At 65.3% G+C, this 17,659-nt stretch carries 10 protein-coding genes, 3 rRNA genes and 1 pseudogene; 3 read left to right on the forward strand and 11 right to left on the reverse strand.

Annotated elements, in window-relative coordinates; translation table 11 throughout:
* The first annotated feature begins 14 nt into the window (after positions 1 to 14).
* From QQM39_RS18310 to QQM39_RS18320, 3 genes are all read left to right on the forward strand, one after another.
* Positions 15 to 935: an HAD family phosphatase gene (locus QQM39_RS18310; protein ID WP_301997973.1), complete on the forward strand. Its 921-nt coding sequence runs from the start codon at positions 15 to 17 to the stop codon at positions 933 to 935.
* A 998-nt stretch (positions 936 to 1,933) separates the two neighbouring features.
* A complete protein-coding gene (locus tag QQM39_RS18315) occupies positions 1,934 to 2,710 on the forward strand; it encodes an ECF subfamily RNA polymerase sigma factor, BldN family (RefSeq protein WP_301997974.1) in 777 nt (258 codons plus the stop codon).
* Positions 2,711 to 2,961: 251 nt separating this feature from the next.
* Positions 2,962 to 4,209: a DUF5667 domain-containing protein gene (locus QQM39_RS18320; protein ID WP_301997976.1), complete on the forward strand. Its 1,248-nt coding sequence runs from the start codon at positions 2,962 to 2,964 to the stop codon at positions 4,207 to 4,209.
* Between the two features lie 98 nt (positions 4,210 to 4,307).
* On the opposite strand, the gene QQM39_RS18325 is transcribed toward QQM39_RS18320, so the two are convergent.
* The 11 genes and pseudogenes from QQM39_RS18325 to QQM39_RS18375 all read right to left on the reverse strand — a co-directional run bounded on the left by QQM39_RS18325 (position 4,308) and on the right by QQM39_RS18375 (position 17,489).
* The gene (locus QQM39_RS18325) at positions 4,308 to 5,360 is read right to left on the reverse strand and encodes a lysophospholipid acyltransferase family protein (RefSeq protein ID WP_301997977.1); all 1,053 of its coding nucleotides are present in this window, start codon (positions 5,358 to 5,360) and stop codon (positions 4,308 to 4,310) included.
* Between the two features lie 14 nt (positions 5,361 to 5,374).
* A complete protein-coding gene (locus QQM39_RS18330) occupies positions 5,375 to 6,439 on the reverse strand; it encodes an NAD-dependent epimerase/dehydratase family protein (RefSeq protein WP_301997978.1) in 1,065 nt (354 codons plus the stop codon).
* Between the two features lie 368 nt (positions 6,440 to 6,807).
* Positions 6,808 to 6,906: an AURKAIP1/COX24 domain-containing protein gene (locus QQM39_RS18335; RefSeq protein WP_003948845.1), complete on the reverse strand. Its 99-nt coding sequence runs from the start codon at positions 6,904 to 6,906 to the stop codon at positions 6,808 to 6,810.
* A gap of 157 nt (positions 6,907 to 7,063) precedes the next feature.
* On the reverse strand, positions 7,064 to 7,276 hold the full coding sequence (locus QQM39_RS18340) for a helix-turn-helix domain-containing protein (protein WP_004984898.1): 213 nt from the start codon (positions 7,274 to 7,276) through the stop codon (positions 7,064 to 7,066).
* Positions 7,277 to 7,405: 129 nt separating this feature from the next.
* Positions 7,406 to 8,221 carry a phosphatase gene (locus QQM39_RS18345; RefSeq protein ID WP_301997980.1) on the reverse strand — a complete coding sequence of 272 codons (816 nt, stop codon included), beginning with the start codon at positions 8,219 to 8,221 and terminating at the stop codon, positions 7,406 to 7,408.
* 588 nt (positions 8,222 to 8,809) lie between these two features.
* Complete coding sequence (locus tag QQM39_RS18350; RefSeq protein WP_301997983.1) at positions 8,810 to 9,982, reverse strand: acetoin utilization protein AcuC; 1,173 nt, start codon at positions 9,980 to 9,982, stop codon at positions 8,810 to 8,812.
* Positions 9,933 to 11,162, reverse strand: coding sequence for an MFS transporter (locus QQM39_RS18355; protein WP_301997985.1), 1,230 nt, complete (start codon positions 11,160 to 11,162; stop codon positions 9,933 to 9,935). The genes QQM39_RS18350 and QQM39_RS18355 overlap by 50 nt, the downstream gene beginning before the upstream one ends.
* A gap of 434 nt (positions 11,163 to 11,596) precedes the next feature.
* Positions 11,597 to 12,240, reverse strand: a pseudogene (locus tag QQM39_RS18360) (HAD family hydrolase).
* Positions 12,241 to 12,316: 76 nt separating this feature from the next.
* Positions 12,317 to 12,433 (reverse strand): 5S ribosomal RNA (gene rrf, locus QQM39_RS18365).
* Positions 12,434 to 12,539: 106 nt separating this feature from the next.
* Positions 12,540 to 15,659, reverse strand: a 23S ribosomal RNA gene (locus tag QQM39_RS18370).
* A gap of 302 nt (positions 15,660 to 15,961) precedes the next feature.
* Positions 15,962 to 17,489, reverse strand: a 16S ribosomal RNA gene (locus QQM39_RS18375).
* Together the 16S, 23S and 5S rRNA genes form the textbook arrangement of a ribosomal RNA operon.
* Positions 17,490 to 17,659: the final 170 nt, after the last annotated feature.

The raw sequence follows: 17,659 nt of genomic DNA on the forward strand, positions 1-17,659 counted from the left end.
CTATGCTCACGGTCATGGCCGCTCTTGGATGGCTCACTCCCCGTAGGCGCTCCGCCACGGCGCGGAGCGTGTTGGCTGGCGAGGCTTCGGCGGAGGCAGCGCGCAAGTCGTCGCAGGAAGCGACGGAGGTCTCCGACGCCGAACCGGAGTTCCCGGTACTCGGCGACGAGAAGGCCGCCGCGTTCTTCGACCTGGACAACACCGTGATGCAAGGTGCCGCCCTCTTCCACTTCGGGCGGGGCCTGTACAAGCGGAAGTTCTTCGAGACGCGCGACCTCGCCAAGTTCGCCTGGCAGCAGGCGTGGTTCAGGCTGGCCGGGGTCGAGGACCCGGAGCACATGCAGGAGGCCCGCGACTCGGCACTGTCGATCGTGCAGGGCCACCGCGTCGCCGAGCTCCAGTCGATCGGCGAGGAGATCTACGACGAGTACATGGCCGAGCGCATCTGGCCCGGCACGCGCGCCCTCGCCCAGGCACACCTGGACGCGGGCCAGAAGGTATGGCTGGTGACGGCGGCCCCCGTGGAGATCGCCCAGGTGATCGCCCGCCGCCTCGGCCTGACGGGCGCCCTGGGCACGGTCGCGGAATCGGTGGACGGCGTCTACACCGGCAAGCTGGTCGGCGAACCGCTCCACGGCCCGGCAAAGGCGGAGGCAGTCCGCGCCCTGGCCGCCGCGGAGGGTCTGGACCTCTCCCGCTGCGCGGCATACAGCGACTCGCACAACGACATCCCGATGCTCTCCCTGGTCGGCCACCCCTACGCCATCAACCCCGACACCAAGCTCCGCAAACACGCCCGCAAGCTGGACTGGCGCCTACGCGACTACCGCACGGGCCGAAAGGCAGCGAAGGTCGGCATTCCGGCGGCCGCGGGGGTGGGGGCGGTGGCCGGCGGTACGGCTGCGGCGATCGCGTTGCACAAGCGTCGGCGGTAGTTCGCCGACGGGCGGGCCGGCGGCGGCCTGCGCGGGTGGGATGGGGGTTCCCGTAGCGCCTGTGGGTGGATTGCGGGTCGGCGGGCGGGCCGGCGGCGGCCTGCGCGGGTGGGGTGGGGGTTCCCGTAGCGCCTGCGGGTGAGTTGTGGGTCGGGGCCGCGCCGGGGGGTGTCCGTCCTCGGCCCGGCGGTCGGGGTCGGGCAGAAGGCCCCGCGCGTTGACGCCGGCCACTGCGGGCGGACACCCCCGACACGTCCCCTCCCCGCCGTACGCGACTGCGGGCCGGCGGGGCTGGGGGCTCGACGCAGCCCGATCACTTTCCATCACCGACCCAGGCATCTCAGCCCGCCCGACGTTTGAGGACGAGGCCAGGCCATCCATAAGCCCCCACCCGCTCGGCGGGAGGCTTCACCTCAGGGCGCCAACGCTCCAGGCATTTCAGCCCGCCCAGCGTCGAGACCGAGGCCACACCATCCCGAACCCCCACCCACCCGCAGGGGCTTGCCCTCTCGACGCCGGCCCGCGCCCTCCAGCCCCGTCCGGCGCTTGAGGACAAGGCCCGTTCAGGGCCGAAGCGGGGGTCTGGGGGCCGCAGGCCCCCAGGGACCGGGGTCGAAGGGGCAGCGCCCCTGGAGGATGGGACGGGTAGGGGCGGCGGGGGCGAGGACCGGTTTTGGGCCACGCCCGGGCCGAACAGCCAATCCGCACCCCATACCCCCACAACCCCCTGTCCAGTCCCCTTGGCTGCACACGGCCACAACACGCCCCGGAGTCAGCCCGAACACGGACGAATTCGATCAACAACCGGTCACTCTCCGGCACTTGATCGGTCGCCAATCGGTTACAGAAGAGACGCAATCGGTGATTTGAGCAACTGGGCGTAGCAGTGCCTGCACGAAGCGTTATTCTCCTCAGACGCAAACCGGTACCCCTCCGTCGCTACGACGGGTGAACGGTCCCGCACTGCACGTGATGGAAGCTCTGCCTCTGGGAGTCCCGTGTACCCACACGTCGGGGTTGACGCCTCGGGCCTGGCTACGCTGCGCGCAACGGTCAAAGACCTGTTGCGCGGCTTCGTCCCCACCGCGTACGCCGTCCCCGCCCTCGCCGTAACCACCGCGCCCGTAGGCCCGTGCTACGCGCTCGCCGACGGCAGCGCCGCCGTCGGCAGACGGGGTCGCTCGACCGGTACGGCGACGACCGCTCGTCGGCCTGCCGCGGACAGCGACAGCGCTCGAATGATGGATCTCGTGGAACGCGCACAGGCCGGCGAGGCCGACGCGTTCGGACGGCTCTACGACCAATACAGCGACACCGTCTATCGCTACATCTACTACCGAGTCGGAGGGAAGGCCACAGCCGAGGACCTCACGAGCGAGACCTTTCTGCGGGCACTCCGCCGGATCGGCACCTTCACCTGGCAGGGGCGGGACTTCGGAGCATGGCTTGTCACCATCGCCCGCAACCTCGTCGCCGACCACTTCAAGTCCAGCCGGTTCCGCCTGGAGGTGACCACCGGGGAGATGCTCGACGCCAACGAGGTCGAGCGATCCCCCGAGGACTCCGTCCTCGAGTCACTCTCCAACGCCGCACTGCTCGACGCCGTACGACGCCTCAACCCACAGCAGCAGGAGTGCGTCACTCTCCGTTTCCTCCAGGGCCTCTCCGTCGCCGAGACGGCCCGCGTCATGGGCAAGAACGAGGGCGCCATCAAGACCCTCCAGTACCGGGCCGTCCGCACCCTCGCCCGGCTGCTCCCGGACGACGCGCGCTGACGGCGTCACCCCCACCGGAGCAGTACTCTCCGCAACCCTCAACTCACCGTCGGTGAAAGTCTGTTGACTTCGCGGTCCGTTCATCCGCCGTCCGTAACCCAAGTGCCGCGCCGCTCGTTGTGCGGGATGCAGGCTCCCTGTGGTCACTCCCTGGCCGACTTCGATCACTCGATCGTGTGGATTTGGTCAGGGCGTGCAACCCTCAGGACCCCCTGGGGAGTCGACCGTCATCACGAGAGGAGGTGCCGCCAGTGATCGCGAACGTATCGGCGCACCGGCGGGCGAACGCCTTCGCCCAGGCCCTGGAGGAGCTGACCGACCGGGGCTCGGCGGCCGAGCAGGCCGAGCAGCCAGATGGATCGGCACCAGCATCGGCTGCTGCGGAACAGACCGAGCAGGGACGTCTGTTGGCCGTCACCGCGAGTCTGGACGAGCTGCCCAAGCCCGTACTCGACCCCGAGGTCAAGGTCGTTCAGCGGGCCCAGCTCGTCGCCGCGATGGAGGCCATGCTGCAGGAGGGCACGGCGGGAGGCGAGGCGGATCCGGCCGTACCGGGGCAGCGCTCGAATCGGGCACCGGGCGCCCACCGGGCATCCCCGCTGGGGAAGTTGCGGCCGCGTTCGCGGCTGACCAAAGGCCTGGCCGCGGGCGGGCTCAGCGTCGGTGTCGCGGCGGGAGCCTTCGGTGGAGTGGCCGCGGCGAGTTCCGATGCCCTGCCCGGTGACTCTCTCTATCCCCTCAAGCGCGGCATCGAGGACTTCAAGCTCAATGTCATGGCCGACGGCGACGACGAGCGCGGGCGAACATATCTCGACCAGGCCTCCATCCGGCTGAGCGAGGCCCGTAGGTTGATGGAGCGTGATCGCGGCGGCCGACTCGACCACGAGTCGCTCGGCGAGATCCGCCGTGCCCTGTCCGGCATGCGCCACGACGCCTCGGAGGGGCATCGCCTGCTCCGTGAGGCCTACGAGCGCGACCCGGACTCCCTCGGCCCCATCCAGGCCCTCTCCGCCTTCTCGCGCTCCCACCGCGAGGTCTGGGGCCACCTCCGCCAGCGGCTTCCCCTCCAGCTCGGGGACGTCAGTGACCAGGTCTCGTCGGTGTTCGACGCCATAGACGAAGAGGTCGCCCCGCTGGAGTCCCTCCTCCCGCCGACTCCGGCACAGGACGGCGACGGCAAGCGACGGGGTGGTTCCGGCTCGGCGTCCACCGGTACCTCCGGCTCCGACCGATCGGCCCACCCCAGCGCCGGCGGCAGCGGCTCCTCCGACGGCAACCGGTCCAGCCGCCCCAGCAATTCGGCCGAGAGCTCCGGCAGCGAGAGCGAGGGCCTGCTCGGCGGAAACACCGGCGGCCTGCTCGACCCACCGAAGGACACCGGCAGCACCGGCGCCTCACCGTCGACCTCAACCCCGAGCACCGAGCCCGCCGTCACCCTGCCCCCACTGCTCCCCGGCCTGCTCCCCGGCCTGGGCATCGAAGGCGAGGACGCGAACTAGCGCCCGCAGAGCAGCGAGTCGTACGACAGCGGGGGCGCCCCTCACCCGAGAGGCGCCCCCGCTGTCGTACCAACGCTTCTCCGTCAAACGCTTCTCCGTCAGAAGAACACCGACCGCCGCTGCACCAACAGCTTGTACAGCGTGTGCTGGATCTGCTCCCTCACCTGGTCGGTCAGGTTGAACATCAGCATCGGATCCTCCGCGGCCTCCGGCGGATAGCCGTCCGTAGGGATCGGCTCGCCGAACTGGATCGTCCACTTGGTCGGCAGAGGAATCGCACCCAGCGGACCCAGCCACGGGAAGGTCGGCGTCAGCGGGAAGTACGGGAAACCCAGCAGACGGGCCAGGGTCTTCGCATTGCCGATCATCGGGTAGATCTCCTCCGCCCCGACGATCGAGCACGGGATGATCGGGGCGCCCTGCCGCAGTGCCGTGGAGACGAAGCCGCCCCGGCCGAAGCGCTGCAGCTTGTAGCGCTCGCTGAAGGGCTTGCCGATGCCCTTGAAGCCCTCCGGCATCACGCCGACCAGCTCGCCCTGGCCCAGCAGCCGCTCGGCGTCCTCGGCGCAGGCGAGGGTGTGGCCGAGCTTGCGGGCGAGTTCGTTGACGACCGGCAGCATGAACACCAGGTCGGCCGCGAGGAGGCGCAGGTGCCGGCCCGCCGGGTGGTGGTCATGCACGGCGACCTGCATCATCAGGCCGTCCAGCGGCAGCGTCCCGGAGTGGTTGGCGACGATCAGCGCGCCACCCTCGGAGGGGATGTTCTCGACGCCCTTCACCTCGACCCGGAAGTAGTTCTCGTACACCGGGCGCAGCAGGGACATCAGGACCTGGTCGGTGAGCTCCTCGTCGTACCCGAAGTCGTCGACCTCGTAGTCCCCGGTGAGGCGGCGGCGCAGGAAGGCCAGGCCGCTCGCGATACGCCGCTCCAGGCCGCCGTCGTCCTGGGGCTTGGGGGGCGGCTGTTCCTCACGTGTCACAGGAACATCATCCTGCGCGAAGGACCGTCCGGGGAGGGGCTGGACCTCACCTACCAGCGCGGATTCACCGTTCTTGCGCCGGCTCCCGGCACTCCGGCGCCGCTGCGGCCGCTGCACGGCGCTCCCTCGGGACCGGTCGTCGTCGAACGGAATGACCTTGGCGTCCGCCATCGTTGATGCGCTCCTCAGTTGGCGCTCTGCGTCGGAAGGTTGCCGCCGCCGCCCAGGACGGGCAGCGCGGCGATCCGGTCGACGGCCCCCGCAAGGGCCTCCGGCGGCAGCAGTCCGGGACCGCGGCTCTTCGCGAAGTCCGCGAACGTCTCCGCCGTCGTGTACTTCGGCTTGTATCCGAGCGTCTCTCGCATCTGGACCGTCGACACCACCCGGCCGTGCGTGAGCAGCCGGATCTGCTCGGGCGAGAAGTCCGACATGCCCAGCGTACGCACCAGGGAGCCCGCCCAGGTGACCGCGGGGAGCAGGAGCGGCACGGTCGGGCGGCCCAGCCGCCGGGAGCACTGCGAGAGCAGCAGGACGCCGTCGCCGGCGATGTTGAAGGTGCCGCTGTTGAGCGTGCCCCGCTCCGGCTCGTGCGAGCCGATGCGCAGCACCTCGATCACGTCGTCCTCGTGCACGAACTGCAGCCGCGGGTCGTAGCCGAACACGGTCGGCAGCACCGGCAGCGAGAAGTACGAGGCGAGCGGCGTGTCCGCGCTCGGGCCGAGGATGTTGGCGAACCGCAGCACGCACACGGCGACATCGGGCCTGCGCCGCGCGAACCCGCGCACATAGCCCTCCACCTCGACCGCGTCCTTGGCGAAGCCGCCGCTGGGCAGGGACTTGGGCGGGGTGGTCTCGGTGAAGACGGCCGGATCGCGGGGCGCGGACCCGTACACGTTCGTACTGGACTTCACGACCAGCCGCTTGACGCTGGGGGACTTCTGGCAGGCGCCGAGCAGCTGCATCGTCCCGATGACGTTGGTCTCCTTGACCGTGGTCCGGCTGCCACTGCCGAGCGCGGTCCCGGTCACGTCCATGTGTACGACGGTGTCGGCGCCGCTCTCGGCCAGCACCCGCGCGATGGTGGGCTGCCGGATGTCGGCCTGGATGAAGTCGGCACCGCCCAGATGATGCTCGGGCGGAACCGCGTCCACGGCGACCACCCGGTCCACCTGTGGGTCACGCTGGATCCGTCGTACGAACCGGCCCCCCAGTTGACGGGCCACTCCGGTCACGAGCACGACCTTGCCCAAGATCAGCGCCTTCCTTCCAGCACTCGTACCCCTGCCGAGTTCCCCGTGTGCGGCCAACTTAGCGGTTCGGTGTTGCGCTGTGATGACCGCCCAATGCATGAAGTGACGAGAATTCCATGCGTACGACCAGACGGCTCACTCCTCTGTCCAGTCATATGCACACCGTTCGACCCTTCGCACAATAACCACGACACACGCACCCGCGAGAGATCGACGCAACAGGCGACACGCAACGCTCAACACTCAACGCGCGACGCGCAAGCGCGACAACCGCCGATCCACGCGACCGCGATACACATGTGGCCCCCCACCGGATCTCGGATCTGGTGGGGGGCCACAAAGCACGCCACTTTCGCGGCGCGCCGCGCTTACTTCTTGTTGCGACGCTGAACGCGCGTGCGCTTGAGCAGCTTGCGGTGCTTCTTCTTGGCCATCCGCTTGCGCCGCTTCTTGATAACAGAGCCCACGACTACCCTCGCTCACTTCTCATCACTCGGTGTTTGGGCGCCATGGGCCCACACGACCTACGAGGGGCTAGCCTACCCGCCCGAGCGCTGAGGTCGTAATCGAGGGGGACGAGGGGGAATCCTGAACAGCCCTGAGGATCCCCCTCGCCCACTGCCGTCAGGCGGTTTCCACCCCCACATAACTCTCGCGGAGGTATTCGTGAACCGCTTGCTCGGGGACGCGGAACGACCGCCCCACCCGGATCGCGGGCAGATGACCGCTGTGCACCAGCCGGTACACGGTCATCTTCGACACTCGCATCACCGAGGCGACTTCCGCCACGGTAAGGAACTGAACCTCGTTCAGAGGCCTCTCGCCAGCTGCAGCCATGACACACCTGAACCTTCCGCACTCGACGGCCACCGGCTTCCCCTTCCGGTGACTCTTCGTCGCTGCGTGCTCACTCCCCAATGTAGGGGCGGGTGATGCGAGTGGGGAAGAGGTGCACCCATCGGCGGCCTACTGTGACAGACACGCCCGATTGAGTACGTAGCGGGTAAGCGGCCGGTAGTAATCAGACCGCACACCGTCATCAACCGGAACCACGACGGACACAACCCCCTCCGCCTCCCCCACAAAGAGCGCGGGGTCATTCGTATCGGCGAGACCAATGGCCTCAAACCCCAGCTGACCTGCCCCGCAGACCCAACCGTGGTCCCCGATCACCAGCGCCGGCAACGGCCCGCCGGCCTCCGCGGCGGCGGCGAGCGCGGCACGAACCGGGAGGGGCGAATGCGTGTGTGCGCCGGGCTCACGCCCGGTGCTCGGAGCGCCGGCTTCCCGCACCAACGCGACTCCTCGTACGTAGTCAAGGTTGTACGTGCGTAGGCCGAACCGGGTCGTTATGTCGACACAGCGACCATGCGCGGGACTGAGGACGGCACATCCCGCCGCCGACAACGCGTCCGCCAAGGCGGCGTAGAAACCGAGCAGCCGATGCGGATGCCCGGTACCCAGCAGCACGGGCTCGCTGCGCTGGGCGGCAGCGGCGACCCGATCGGCGAAGGTATCCAGAGCGGTCAAAGTCCGCTCCGGGTCGATCACATCACGGCCGGAGACACACTCCGGATCGGCCGAAACTCCGCACTTTTCCGCCATCAACTCGATCAAATCCCGCTGCCGCCAAGCCCCTTCCGGATCGAGCCCGATGAGCACACGGGGATCGCGAGCAGCAAAAAGCCGATAACTCCTGAGGCTCTCCTCCCGAGAAGTAGCCACGGTCCCGGCAAGCCGAGCGGCCAGGAGATGGGCGCGAAGGGCTCCGGTACTCAGCACGAGAGCGATGGTGACGCACGGGAGGGCACGGGGGCGTGGGAACGGGAAAACACCGCACAGTTGGGCTAATGCCCCCGGGGAGAGCCTCCCGCAGACTCTTGGCCCACCCACCGCCTGAGGCTCCGCCACAAACGGTCACTTCCCAGCGCCGTCTGCGCTTCTCAGCCCGCCCACGCCCCGAGGACGAGCCCGCACCTTCACTTCCCGGCCCCGGTCCAGGCACTTCAGCCCGCCCGCGGTCCGAGAACGAGGCCGCACCTTCCACTTCCTGGCGCCGGCCCGCATCACCCAGCCCCACCCACCCGCAGGGGGCTTCACCTCTCAACACCGACCCAGGCAATCCCAGCCCGCCCGGCGCTTGAGGACGAGGCCACGCCGTCCCTAGCCCCCACCCACCCGGTACGGGGCTATCGGCGCCGGCCCAGGCATTCCAGCCCGTCCGGCGTTTGAGGACGAGGCCCGTTCAGGGCCGAAGCGGGGGTCTGGGGGCCGCAGGCCCCCAGGGACCGGGGTCGAAGGGGCAGCGCCCCTTGAGGATGGGACGGGTAGGGGCGGCGGGGGCGAAACCCCTCCCAGCCCGCACCCCACCTACGCCAACATCCCCCGCAACGGAAACACAGCCCGACGAGTCGCCAACACCGCCTGATCCAGCCGATCCGCAGGGTCATACCCCGCCTCCCAACCAGCCCAAGACACAGGCCACCGCCCATCGGTCATCCGCGCCGGCCCCAACTGCCGAGTCCGCGCAAAAACCTCCTGCCGCCACCCCTCCGGAATCATCGCCTCGGGCTCGACAGCCCGCCCCGCCGCGATCCCCACCAGATGCGTCCACGACCGCGGCACAACCTCCACCACGGCATACCCGCCCCCACCCAGCGCGACCCACTTCCCGTCGGCGTACTCGTGCGCCAGATCATGACAAGCCACCTGCACGGCCCGCTGCGCGTCCAACGAAACGGCAAGGTGCGCAAGCGGATCCTCGAAGTGCGTATCGGCCCCATGCTGCGTCACCAACACCTGCGGCCGAAAGTCAGCGATCACCTCCGGCACCACCGCATGGAACGCCCGCAGCCACCCCGCGTCCCCGGTCCCGGCCGGCAACGCCACATTCACGGCCGTACCCTCCGCGGACTCACCCCCGGTCTCCTCCGGCCACCCGGTCTGCGGGAACAACGTACGAGGATGCTCGTGCAACGAGATCGTCAGCACCCGCGGATCATCCCAGAACGAGGCCTGCACCCCATCCCCGTGATGCACATCCACATCGATATAGGCGACCCGCTCGGCCCCCAGCTCCAACAGCCGAGCAATGGCCAGCGAGGCGTCGTTGTAGATACAGAACCCCGACGCGCCCCCCGGCATCGCATGATGCAACCCACCCGCGAAGTTCACCGCATGCAGCGCCTCCCCCCGCCACACGGCCTCCGCAGCCCCCACCGACTGCCCCGCGATGAGCGCAGACACCTCGTGCATCCCCACGAACGCAGGATCATCCAGCGTCCCGATCCCGTACGACTGATCAGCCGCCCCCGGATCCACCGAGGCCGCCTTCACGGCCTCGATGTAGTCCTGCCGATGGACCAGCCGCAACGTCGATTCCCCGGCCGGCTGCGCGGCGACGACGTCCACGTCCTTGTCCAGCCCGAAGGCATCGACGAGCCTCCTGGTCAGGGCAAGCCGGACCGGGTCCATCGGATGGTCCCGACCGAAGTCATAGCCCGTTACTGCCTCGTCCCACATCAGCTGTGCGCGGCCGCTCATGCCCGTCACCGTATCGGTCCGGTTGAGCGGCGAACGACCGGGCGTACACAAGCGTCACCAGCACCAACACCATCGGCACAAGCATGGCCCCGCGATAGCTCCAGGCATCGCCCAGCGCACCCACCAAGGGTGAACCGATCAAAAACCCCACATAATTGAACACATTGAGCCGCGCAATGGCCGCGTCCGAAGCCCCCGGCCCGCCCGCCTCAGCAGCGTGCCGCCCGGCCGCCGCGAACGTCTGCGGCACCAGCACACACAGCCCGAGCCCGAGCAGCGTGAATCCCAGCATCCCGACCCACGCCCCGGGCGCCCCGGCCACCACCGCGAACCCCACGGCCGCCACCAGCGCCCCCACCCGCACTACGGCGACAGCCCCGAACTTCCGCACCCCGAAGTCCCCGATGGCCCGCCCCAGCAGTGTGGTCACCATGTAGACGTTGTACGGCACCGTCGCCAGCTGCTCCGAACTCCCCAGCACGTCCTGCAGATACTTCGCACTCCAGTTGGAGACGGTCGAATCCCCGATATATGCGAAGGTCATCACCAGACACAGCGGCAACAGCGCCTTGAAGGCGACGGCCCGCCCAGCGGCCTCGCCCTCCACGCGTACGGACACGGACCCCCCGTCGACGTACCACCGACTCCCCACCAACGCGGCCGGCAACAACACCACGACGACCGGCAGATACGACACGACCAGCGCCAGATCCCAGTGCGCCCCCACCCAGGCCAGCGAGGCCCCCACGATCCCGCCCAAGCTGTACACCGCATGAAAACTGAGCATGATGCTGCGCCCGTACGACCGCTGCAGGCTCACCCCGAGCATGTTCATCGAGGCGTCGAGCACACCCACGGCCAGCCCGAACGCCGCGAGCGCGAGCCCCAGTTCCACCATCCGCTGCCCCGCCCCGACCCCGAGCAGCGCCAGGAGCACGACAGGCTGGGACCACCGCAGCAGCCGACTGGGCGGTATCCGCTTCACCAGCCGCTCGGTCGTCACACTCCCGACGCCGGCCAGGATCGGGACTGCGGCGAGGAAGGCGGGCAGCAGCGCGTCGGAGACCCCGTACCGGTCCTGGATGGCCGGAATCCGGGTCACGAGCAGCGCGAAGGCAACGCCCTGAGCAAAGAAGCTGAACGCCAACGAAGCCCTACCGCGCCGCAGCACATCAGTCATGGCGGCGAGCGTAGGGCCCCGGCGTACTGGTGGGTAGATCCAGCCAAAGATGAATTCTCCTCAGCTTTACTTCTCTCACTCGCCAACGGCCCCCACAGCCACAGGGACAGGGCCGACGGCCGAGCGGTCCCCTGTCCGCGCCGCGCACCTCCCTGGCCGGCATGGCCGCCATCGGCCCGGCCGTCAGGGCCCCGCTGACAAGGAACCCGAGAACCACGGCAACGATCATGAGCGCCGGAAGTCCTCGGACCCGCTCGGCAGCCGCCCCCAGGCGGCCTCCCGTGTCTCGTCGCCCTTCACCAACAGCCGCGGATCCCCTGCGGCGAAACTGAGCGGCAGCCCGACCCCAACGCGGCGAGCGTGCTCATTCCGAACTTCGCGGCAGCCCCCAAACGCCAGTAGAAACGATCGTCCGGACCTCGGCATGACAAATGTCAGACCAGCAGGTCAACCAACTTCCCCATGTCAGAGAAGAGTTGAGTGGCCCCCACCAACCTCTCGGCCGGCGTCATCGCGGTGAACCCGTACACATCCATCCCAGCCGCGACAGCCGCCTGCACCCCCAACGGACTGTCCTCGATCACCACACACCGAGCCGGTACGACGCCCATCCGCTCGGCGGCATACAAAAACAGATCCGGCGCCGGTTTCCCCCGCCCCACATCCTGCGAACTGAAGATCCGCCCGTCATCGAACCACCGGTCCAGCCCGGTCTTCCGATGCCCCACCCGAATCCGCTCATGACTCCCAGAGGAGGCGACACAGTACGGCACCCCGTCCGCAGCCAACTTCTCCAGCACCCCGACGGCCCCGGCCACCTGCTCCAACTCCCGCTCGAAGCCGCGAAGACCCGCCCATGAAAGACGTCGTCGAACTCCTCCGGCAACCGCCGCCCGGTTCGCTCCTCCACCAGATCGTGGACGCGGTGCATGGCGGAGCCCATGTAGTCGCGCAGGGACTCCTCGTACGAGGTCGGATGCCCGAGCTCGGTGAGATAGCCGGCGAGGAGCCTGTTGGAGATGGGCTCGCTGTCGACGAGGACACCGTCATTGTCGAAGATAACGAGGTCATAGCGCATACCCAGACCCTAATGGACCCCGAAATGCAGAAAGCCCCCGTGCCGGTATCCCCGGCCGGGGGCTTTCTCAAAATTTGTTCGGCGGCGTCCTACTCTCCCACAGGGTCCCCCCTGCAGTACCATCGGCGCTGTAAGGCTTAGCTTCCGGGTTCGGAATGTAACCGGGCGTTTCCCTCACGCTATAACCACCGAAACCCTAATGGTTTCGAGCGAACAAGCACACTCTTCTGTTGTCTGTTCTACTCAAAAAACCGGCAACGGTCGTTGCCTCAGAACTAACACAGTGGACGCGAACAACTGAGGACAAGCCCTCGGCCTATTAGTACCGGTCACCTCCACACCTCACGGTGCTTCCAGATCCGGCCTATCAACCCAGTCGTCTACTGGGAGCCTTACCCCATCAAGTGGGTGGGAGTCCTCATCTCGAAGCAGGCTTCCCGCTTAGATGCTTTCAGCGGTTATCCCTCCCGAACGTAGCCAACCAGCCATGCCCTTGGCAGAACAACTGGCACACCAGAGGTTCGTCCGTCCCGGTCCTCTCGTACTAGGGACAGCCCTTCTCAAGACTCCTACGCGCACAGCGGATAGGGACCGAACTGTCTCACGACGTTCTAAACCCAGCTCGCGTACCGCTTTAATGGGCGAACAGCCCAACCCTTGGGACCGACTCCAGCCCCAGGATGCGACGAGCCGACATCGAGGTGCCAAACCATCCCGTCGATATGGACTCTTGGGGAAGATCAGCCTGTTATCCCCGGGGTACCTTTTATCCGTTGAGCGACGGCGCTTCCACAAGCCACCGCCGGATCACTAGTCCCGACTTTCGTCCCTGCTCGACCCGTCGGTCTCACAGTCAAGCTCCCTTGTGCACTTACACTCAACACCTGATTGCCAACCAGGCTGAGGGAACCTTTGGGCGCCTCCGTTACTCTTTAGGAGGCAACCGCCCCAGTTAAACTACCCATCAGACACTGTCCCTGATCCGGATCACGGACCCAGGTTAGACATCCAGCACGACCAGAGTGGTATTTCAACGACGACTCCACGAACACTGGCGTGCCCGCTTCAAAGTCTCCCACCTATCCTACACAAGCCGAACCGAACACCAATATCAAACTGTAGTAAAGGTCCCGGGGTCTTTCCGTCCTGCTGCGCGAAACGAGCATCTTTACTCGTAGTGCAATTTCACCGGGCCTATGGTTGAGACAGTCGAGAAGTCGTTACGCCATTCGTGCAGGTCGGAACTTACCCGACAAGGAATTTCGCTACCTTAGGATGGTTATAGTTACCACCGCCGTTTACTGGCGCTTAAGTTCTCAGCTTCGCCACCCCGAAGAGTGACTAACCGGTCCCCTTAACGTTCCAGCACCGGGCAGGCGTCAGTCCGTATACATCGCCTTACGGCTTCGCACGGACCTGTGTTTTTAGTAAACAGTCGCTTCTCGCTGGTCTCTGCGGCCACCCCCAGCTCAGAGTGCAAGACTCATCACCAAGCGTGGCCCCCCTTCTCCCGAAGTTACGGGGGCATTTTGCCGAGTTCCTTAACCATAGTTCACCCGAACGCCTCGGTATTCTCTACCTGACCACCTGAGTCGGTTTAGGGTACGGGCCGCCATGAAACTCGCTAGAGGCTTTTCTCGACAGCATAGGATCATCCACTTCACCACAATCGGCTCGGCATCAGGTCTCAGACTATTGCCAGGCGGATTTACCTACCTGACGTCCTACACCCTTACCCCGGGACAACCACCGCCCGGGATGGACTACCTTCCTGCGTCACCCCATCACTCACCTACTACCAGATAGGTTCGTCGGCTCCACCACTCCCCTTTGCCCGAAGGCTCCAGGGCGGCTTCACGGACTTAGCATCACTGGATTCAATGTTTGACGCTTCACAGCGGGTACCGGAATATCAACCGGTTATCCATCGACTACGCCTGTCGGCCTCGCCTTAGGTCCCGACTTACCCTGGGCAGATCAGCTTGACCCAGGAACCCTTAGTCAATCGGCGCACACGTTTCTCACGTGTGTATCGCTACTCATGCCTGCATTCTCACTCGTCAACCGTCCACAACTACCTTCCGGTGCTGCTTCACCCGGCAGACGACGCTCCCCTACCCATCCACACAGGCGTTGGCCCTATTGTGTGAATGACACGACTTCGGCGGTACGCTTGAGCCCCGCTACATTGTCGGCGCGGAATCACTAGACCAGTGAGCTATTACGCACTCTTTCAAGGGTGGCTGCTTCTAAGCCAACCTCCTGGTTGTCTCTGCGACTCCACATCCTTTCCCACTTAGCGTACGCTTAGGGGCCTTAGTCGATGCTCTGGGCTGTTTCCCTCTCGACCATGGAGCTTATCCCCCACAGTCTCACTGCCGCGCTCTCACTTACCGGCATTCGGAGTTTGGCTAAGGTCAGTAACCCGGTAGGGCCCATCGCCTATCCAGTGCTCTACCTCCGGCAAGAAACACACGACGCTGCACCTAAATGCATTTCGGGGAGAACCAGCTATCACGGAGTTTGATTGGCCTTTCACCCCTAACCACAGGTCATCCCCCAGGTTTTCAACCCTGGTGGGTTCGGTCCTCCACGAAGTCTTACCTCCGCTTCAACCTGCCCATGGCTAGATCACTCCGCTTCGGGTCTTGAGCGCGCTACTAAAACGCCCTATTCGGACTCGCTTTCGCTACGGCTTCCCCACACGGGTTAACCTCGCAACACACCGCAAACTCGCAGGCTCATTCTTCAAAAGGCACGCAGTCACGAGAAACAAGCAAGCTTGCTTCCGACGCTCCCACGGCTTGTAGGCACACGGTTTCAGGTACTATTTCACTCCCCTCCCGGGGTACTTTTCACCATTCCCTCACGGTACTATCCGCTATCGGTCACCAGGGAATATTTAGGCTTAGCGGGTGGTCCCGCCAGATTCACACGGGATTTCTCGGGCCCCGTGCTACTTGGGTGTCTCTCAAACGAGCCGCTGACGTTTCGACTACGGGGGTCTTACCCTCTACGCCGGACCTTTCGCATGTCCTTCGCCTACATCAACGGTTTCTGACTCGTCCTGTTGCCGGCAGACAACAGAAGAGAGATCCCACAACCCCGCATACGCAACCCCTGCCGGGTCTCACACGTATACGGTTTAGCCTCATCCAGTTTCGCTCGCCACTACTCCCGGAATCACGGTTGTTTTCTCTTCCTGCGGGTACTGAGATGTTTCACTTCCCCGCGTTCCCTCCACATACCCTATGTGTTCAGGTATGGGTGACAGCCCATGACGACTGCCGGGTTTCCCCATTCGGAAACCCCCGGATCAAAGCCTGGTTGACGACTCCCCGGGGACTATCGTGGCCTCCCACGTCCTTCATCGGTTCCTGGTGCCAAGGCATCCACCGTGCGCCCTTAAAAACTTGGCCACAGATGCTCGCGTCCACTGTGCAGTTCTCAAACAACGACCAGCCACCCATCACCCCCAACCAAAGGCTGGAGTGCACTGGGGCCGGCATCACGAGGGAAATCATTCCCTCAGATACCCAACAGCGTGCCCGGCCGGCTCCCGTCCGAAGATCATGCGTTCCACACTCTTGCGAGCAGTACTAGCAGCCTCCGACCCGTGAACCCGGCCGAATAATCAACGTTCCACCCATGAGCTGACCACCGTCGAACATTTGCCGACGTAGTGGCTCTGGATCTCTTACGAGATCTAGATGCTCCTTAGAAAGGAGGTGATCCAGCCGCACCTTCCGGTACGGCTACCTTGTTACGACTTCGTCCCAATCGCCAGTCCCACCTTCGACAGCTCCCTCCCCACAAGGGGGTTGGGCCACCGGCTTCGGGTGTTACCGACTTTCGTGACGTGACGGGCGGTGTGTACAAGGCCCGGGAACGTATTCACCGCAGCAATGCTGATCTGCGATTACTAGCAACTCCGACTTCATGGGGTCGAGTTGCAGACCCCAATCCGAACTGAGACAGGCTTTTTGAGATTCGCTCCACCTCACGGTATCGCAGCTCATTGTACCTGCCATTGTAGCACGTGTGCAGCCCAAGACATAAGGGGCATGATGACTTGACGTCGTCCCCACCTTCCTCCGAGTTGACCCCGGCGGTCTCCTGTGAGTCCCCATCACCCCGAAGGGCATGCTGGCAACACAGGACAAGGGTTGCGCTCGTTGCGGGACTTAACCCAACATCTCACGACACGAGCTGACGACAGCCATGCACCACCTGTACACCGACCACAAGGGGGCGACCATCTCTGGCCGTTTCCGGTGTATGTCAAGCCTTGGTAAGGTTCTTCGCGTTGCGTCGAATTAAGCCACATGCTCCGCTGCTTGTGCGGGCCCCCGTCAATTCCTTTGAGTTTTAGCCTTGCGGCCGTACTCCCCAGGCGGGGAACTTAATGCGTTAGCTGCGGCACCGACGACGTGGAATGTCGCCAACACCTAGTTCCCACCGTTTACGGCGTGGACTACCAGGGTATCTAATCCTGTTCGCTCCCCACGCTTTCGCTCCTCAGCGTCAGTAATGGCCCAGAGATCCGCCTTCGCCACCGGTGTTCCTCCTGATATCTGCGCATTTCACCGCTACACCAGGAATTCCGATCTCCCCTACCACACTCTAGCTAGCCCGTATCGAATGCAGACCCGGGGTTAAGCCCCGGGCTTTCACACCCGACGTGACAAGCCGCCTACGAGCTCTTTACGCCCAATAATTCCGGACAACGCTTGCGCCCTACGTATTACCGCGGCTGCTGGCACGTAGTTAGCCGGCGCTTCTTCTGCAGGTACCGTCACTTTCGCTTCTTCCCTGCTGAAAGAGGTTTACAACCCGAAGGCCGTCATCCCTCACGCGGCGTCGCTGCATCAGGCTTTCGCCCATTGTGCAATATTCCCCACTGCTGCCTCCCGTAGGAGTCTGGGCCGTGTCTCAGTCCCAGTGTGGCCGGTCGCCCTCTCAGGCCGGCTACCCGTCGTCGCCTTGGTGAGCCATTACCTCACCAACAAGCTGATAGGCCGCGGGCTCATCCTGCACCGCCGGAGCTTTACACCATCAAGGATGCCCAAGACGGTCATATCCGGTATTAGACCCCGTTTCCAGGGCTTGTCCCAGAGTGCAGGGCAGATTGCCCACGTGTTACTCACCCGTTCGCCACTAATCCCCACCGAAGTGGTTCATCGTTCGACTTGCATGTGTTAAGCACGCCGCCAGCGTTCGTCCTGAGCCAGGATCAAACTCTCCGTGAATGTTTTCCCGTAATCGGGACGACACCACGAGAGCGGAACAGTCAGGCGGAATAAGCCCGACCGTTCACAGCGTCCTCGCTGTGTTTTTTCAAAGGAACCTCGCCCCGACCGTGATGGCCGGAGACGGGGTATCAACATATCTGGCGTTGATTTTTGGCACGCTGTTGAGT

Source organism: Streptomyces sp. DT2A-34 (genome assembly GCF_030499515.1).
Lineage (GTDB): Bacteria > Actinomycetota > Actinomycetes > Streptomycetales > Streptomycetaceae > Streptomyces.

Bases quoted from the DNA above. Each gene is read 5' to 3' on its own strand.
- QQM39_RS18310 (WP_301997973.1), top strand. From the start codon at position 15: ATGGCCGCTCTTGGATGGCTCACTCCCCGTAGGCGCTCCGCCACGGCG.
- QQM39_RS18325 (WP_301997977.1), bottom strand. From the start codon at position 5,360: ATGGCGGACGCCAAGGTCATTCCGTTCGACGACGACCGGTCCCGAGGG.
- QQM39_RS18340 (WP_004984898.1), bottom strand. From the start codon at position 7,276: ATGGCTGCAGCTGGCGAGAGGCCTCTGAACGAGGTTCAGTTCCTTACC.
- QQM39_RS18350 (WP_301997983.1), bottom strand. From the start codon at position 9,982: ATGAGCGGCCGCGCACAGCTGATGTGGGACGAGGCAGTAACGGGCTAT.
- QQM39_RS18355 (WP_301997985.1), bottom strand. From the start codon at position 11,162: ATGACTGATGTGCTGCGGCGCGGTAGGGCTTCGTTGGCGTTCAGCTTC.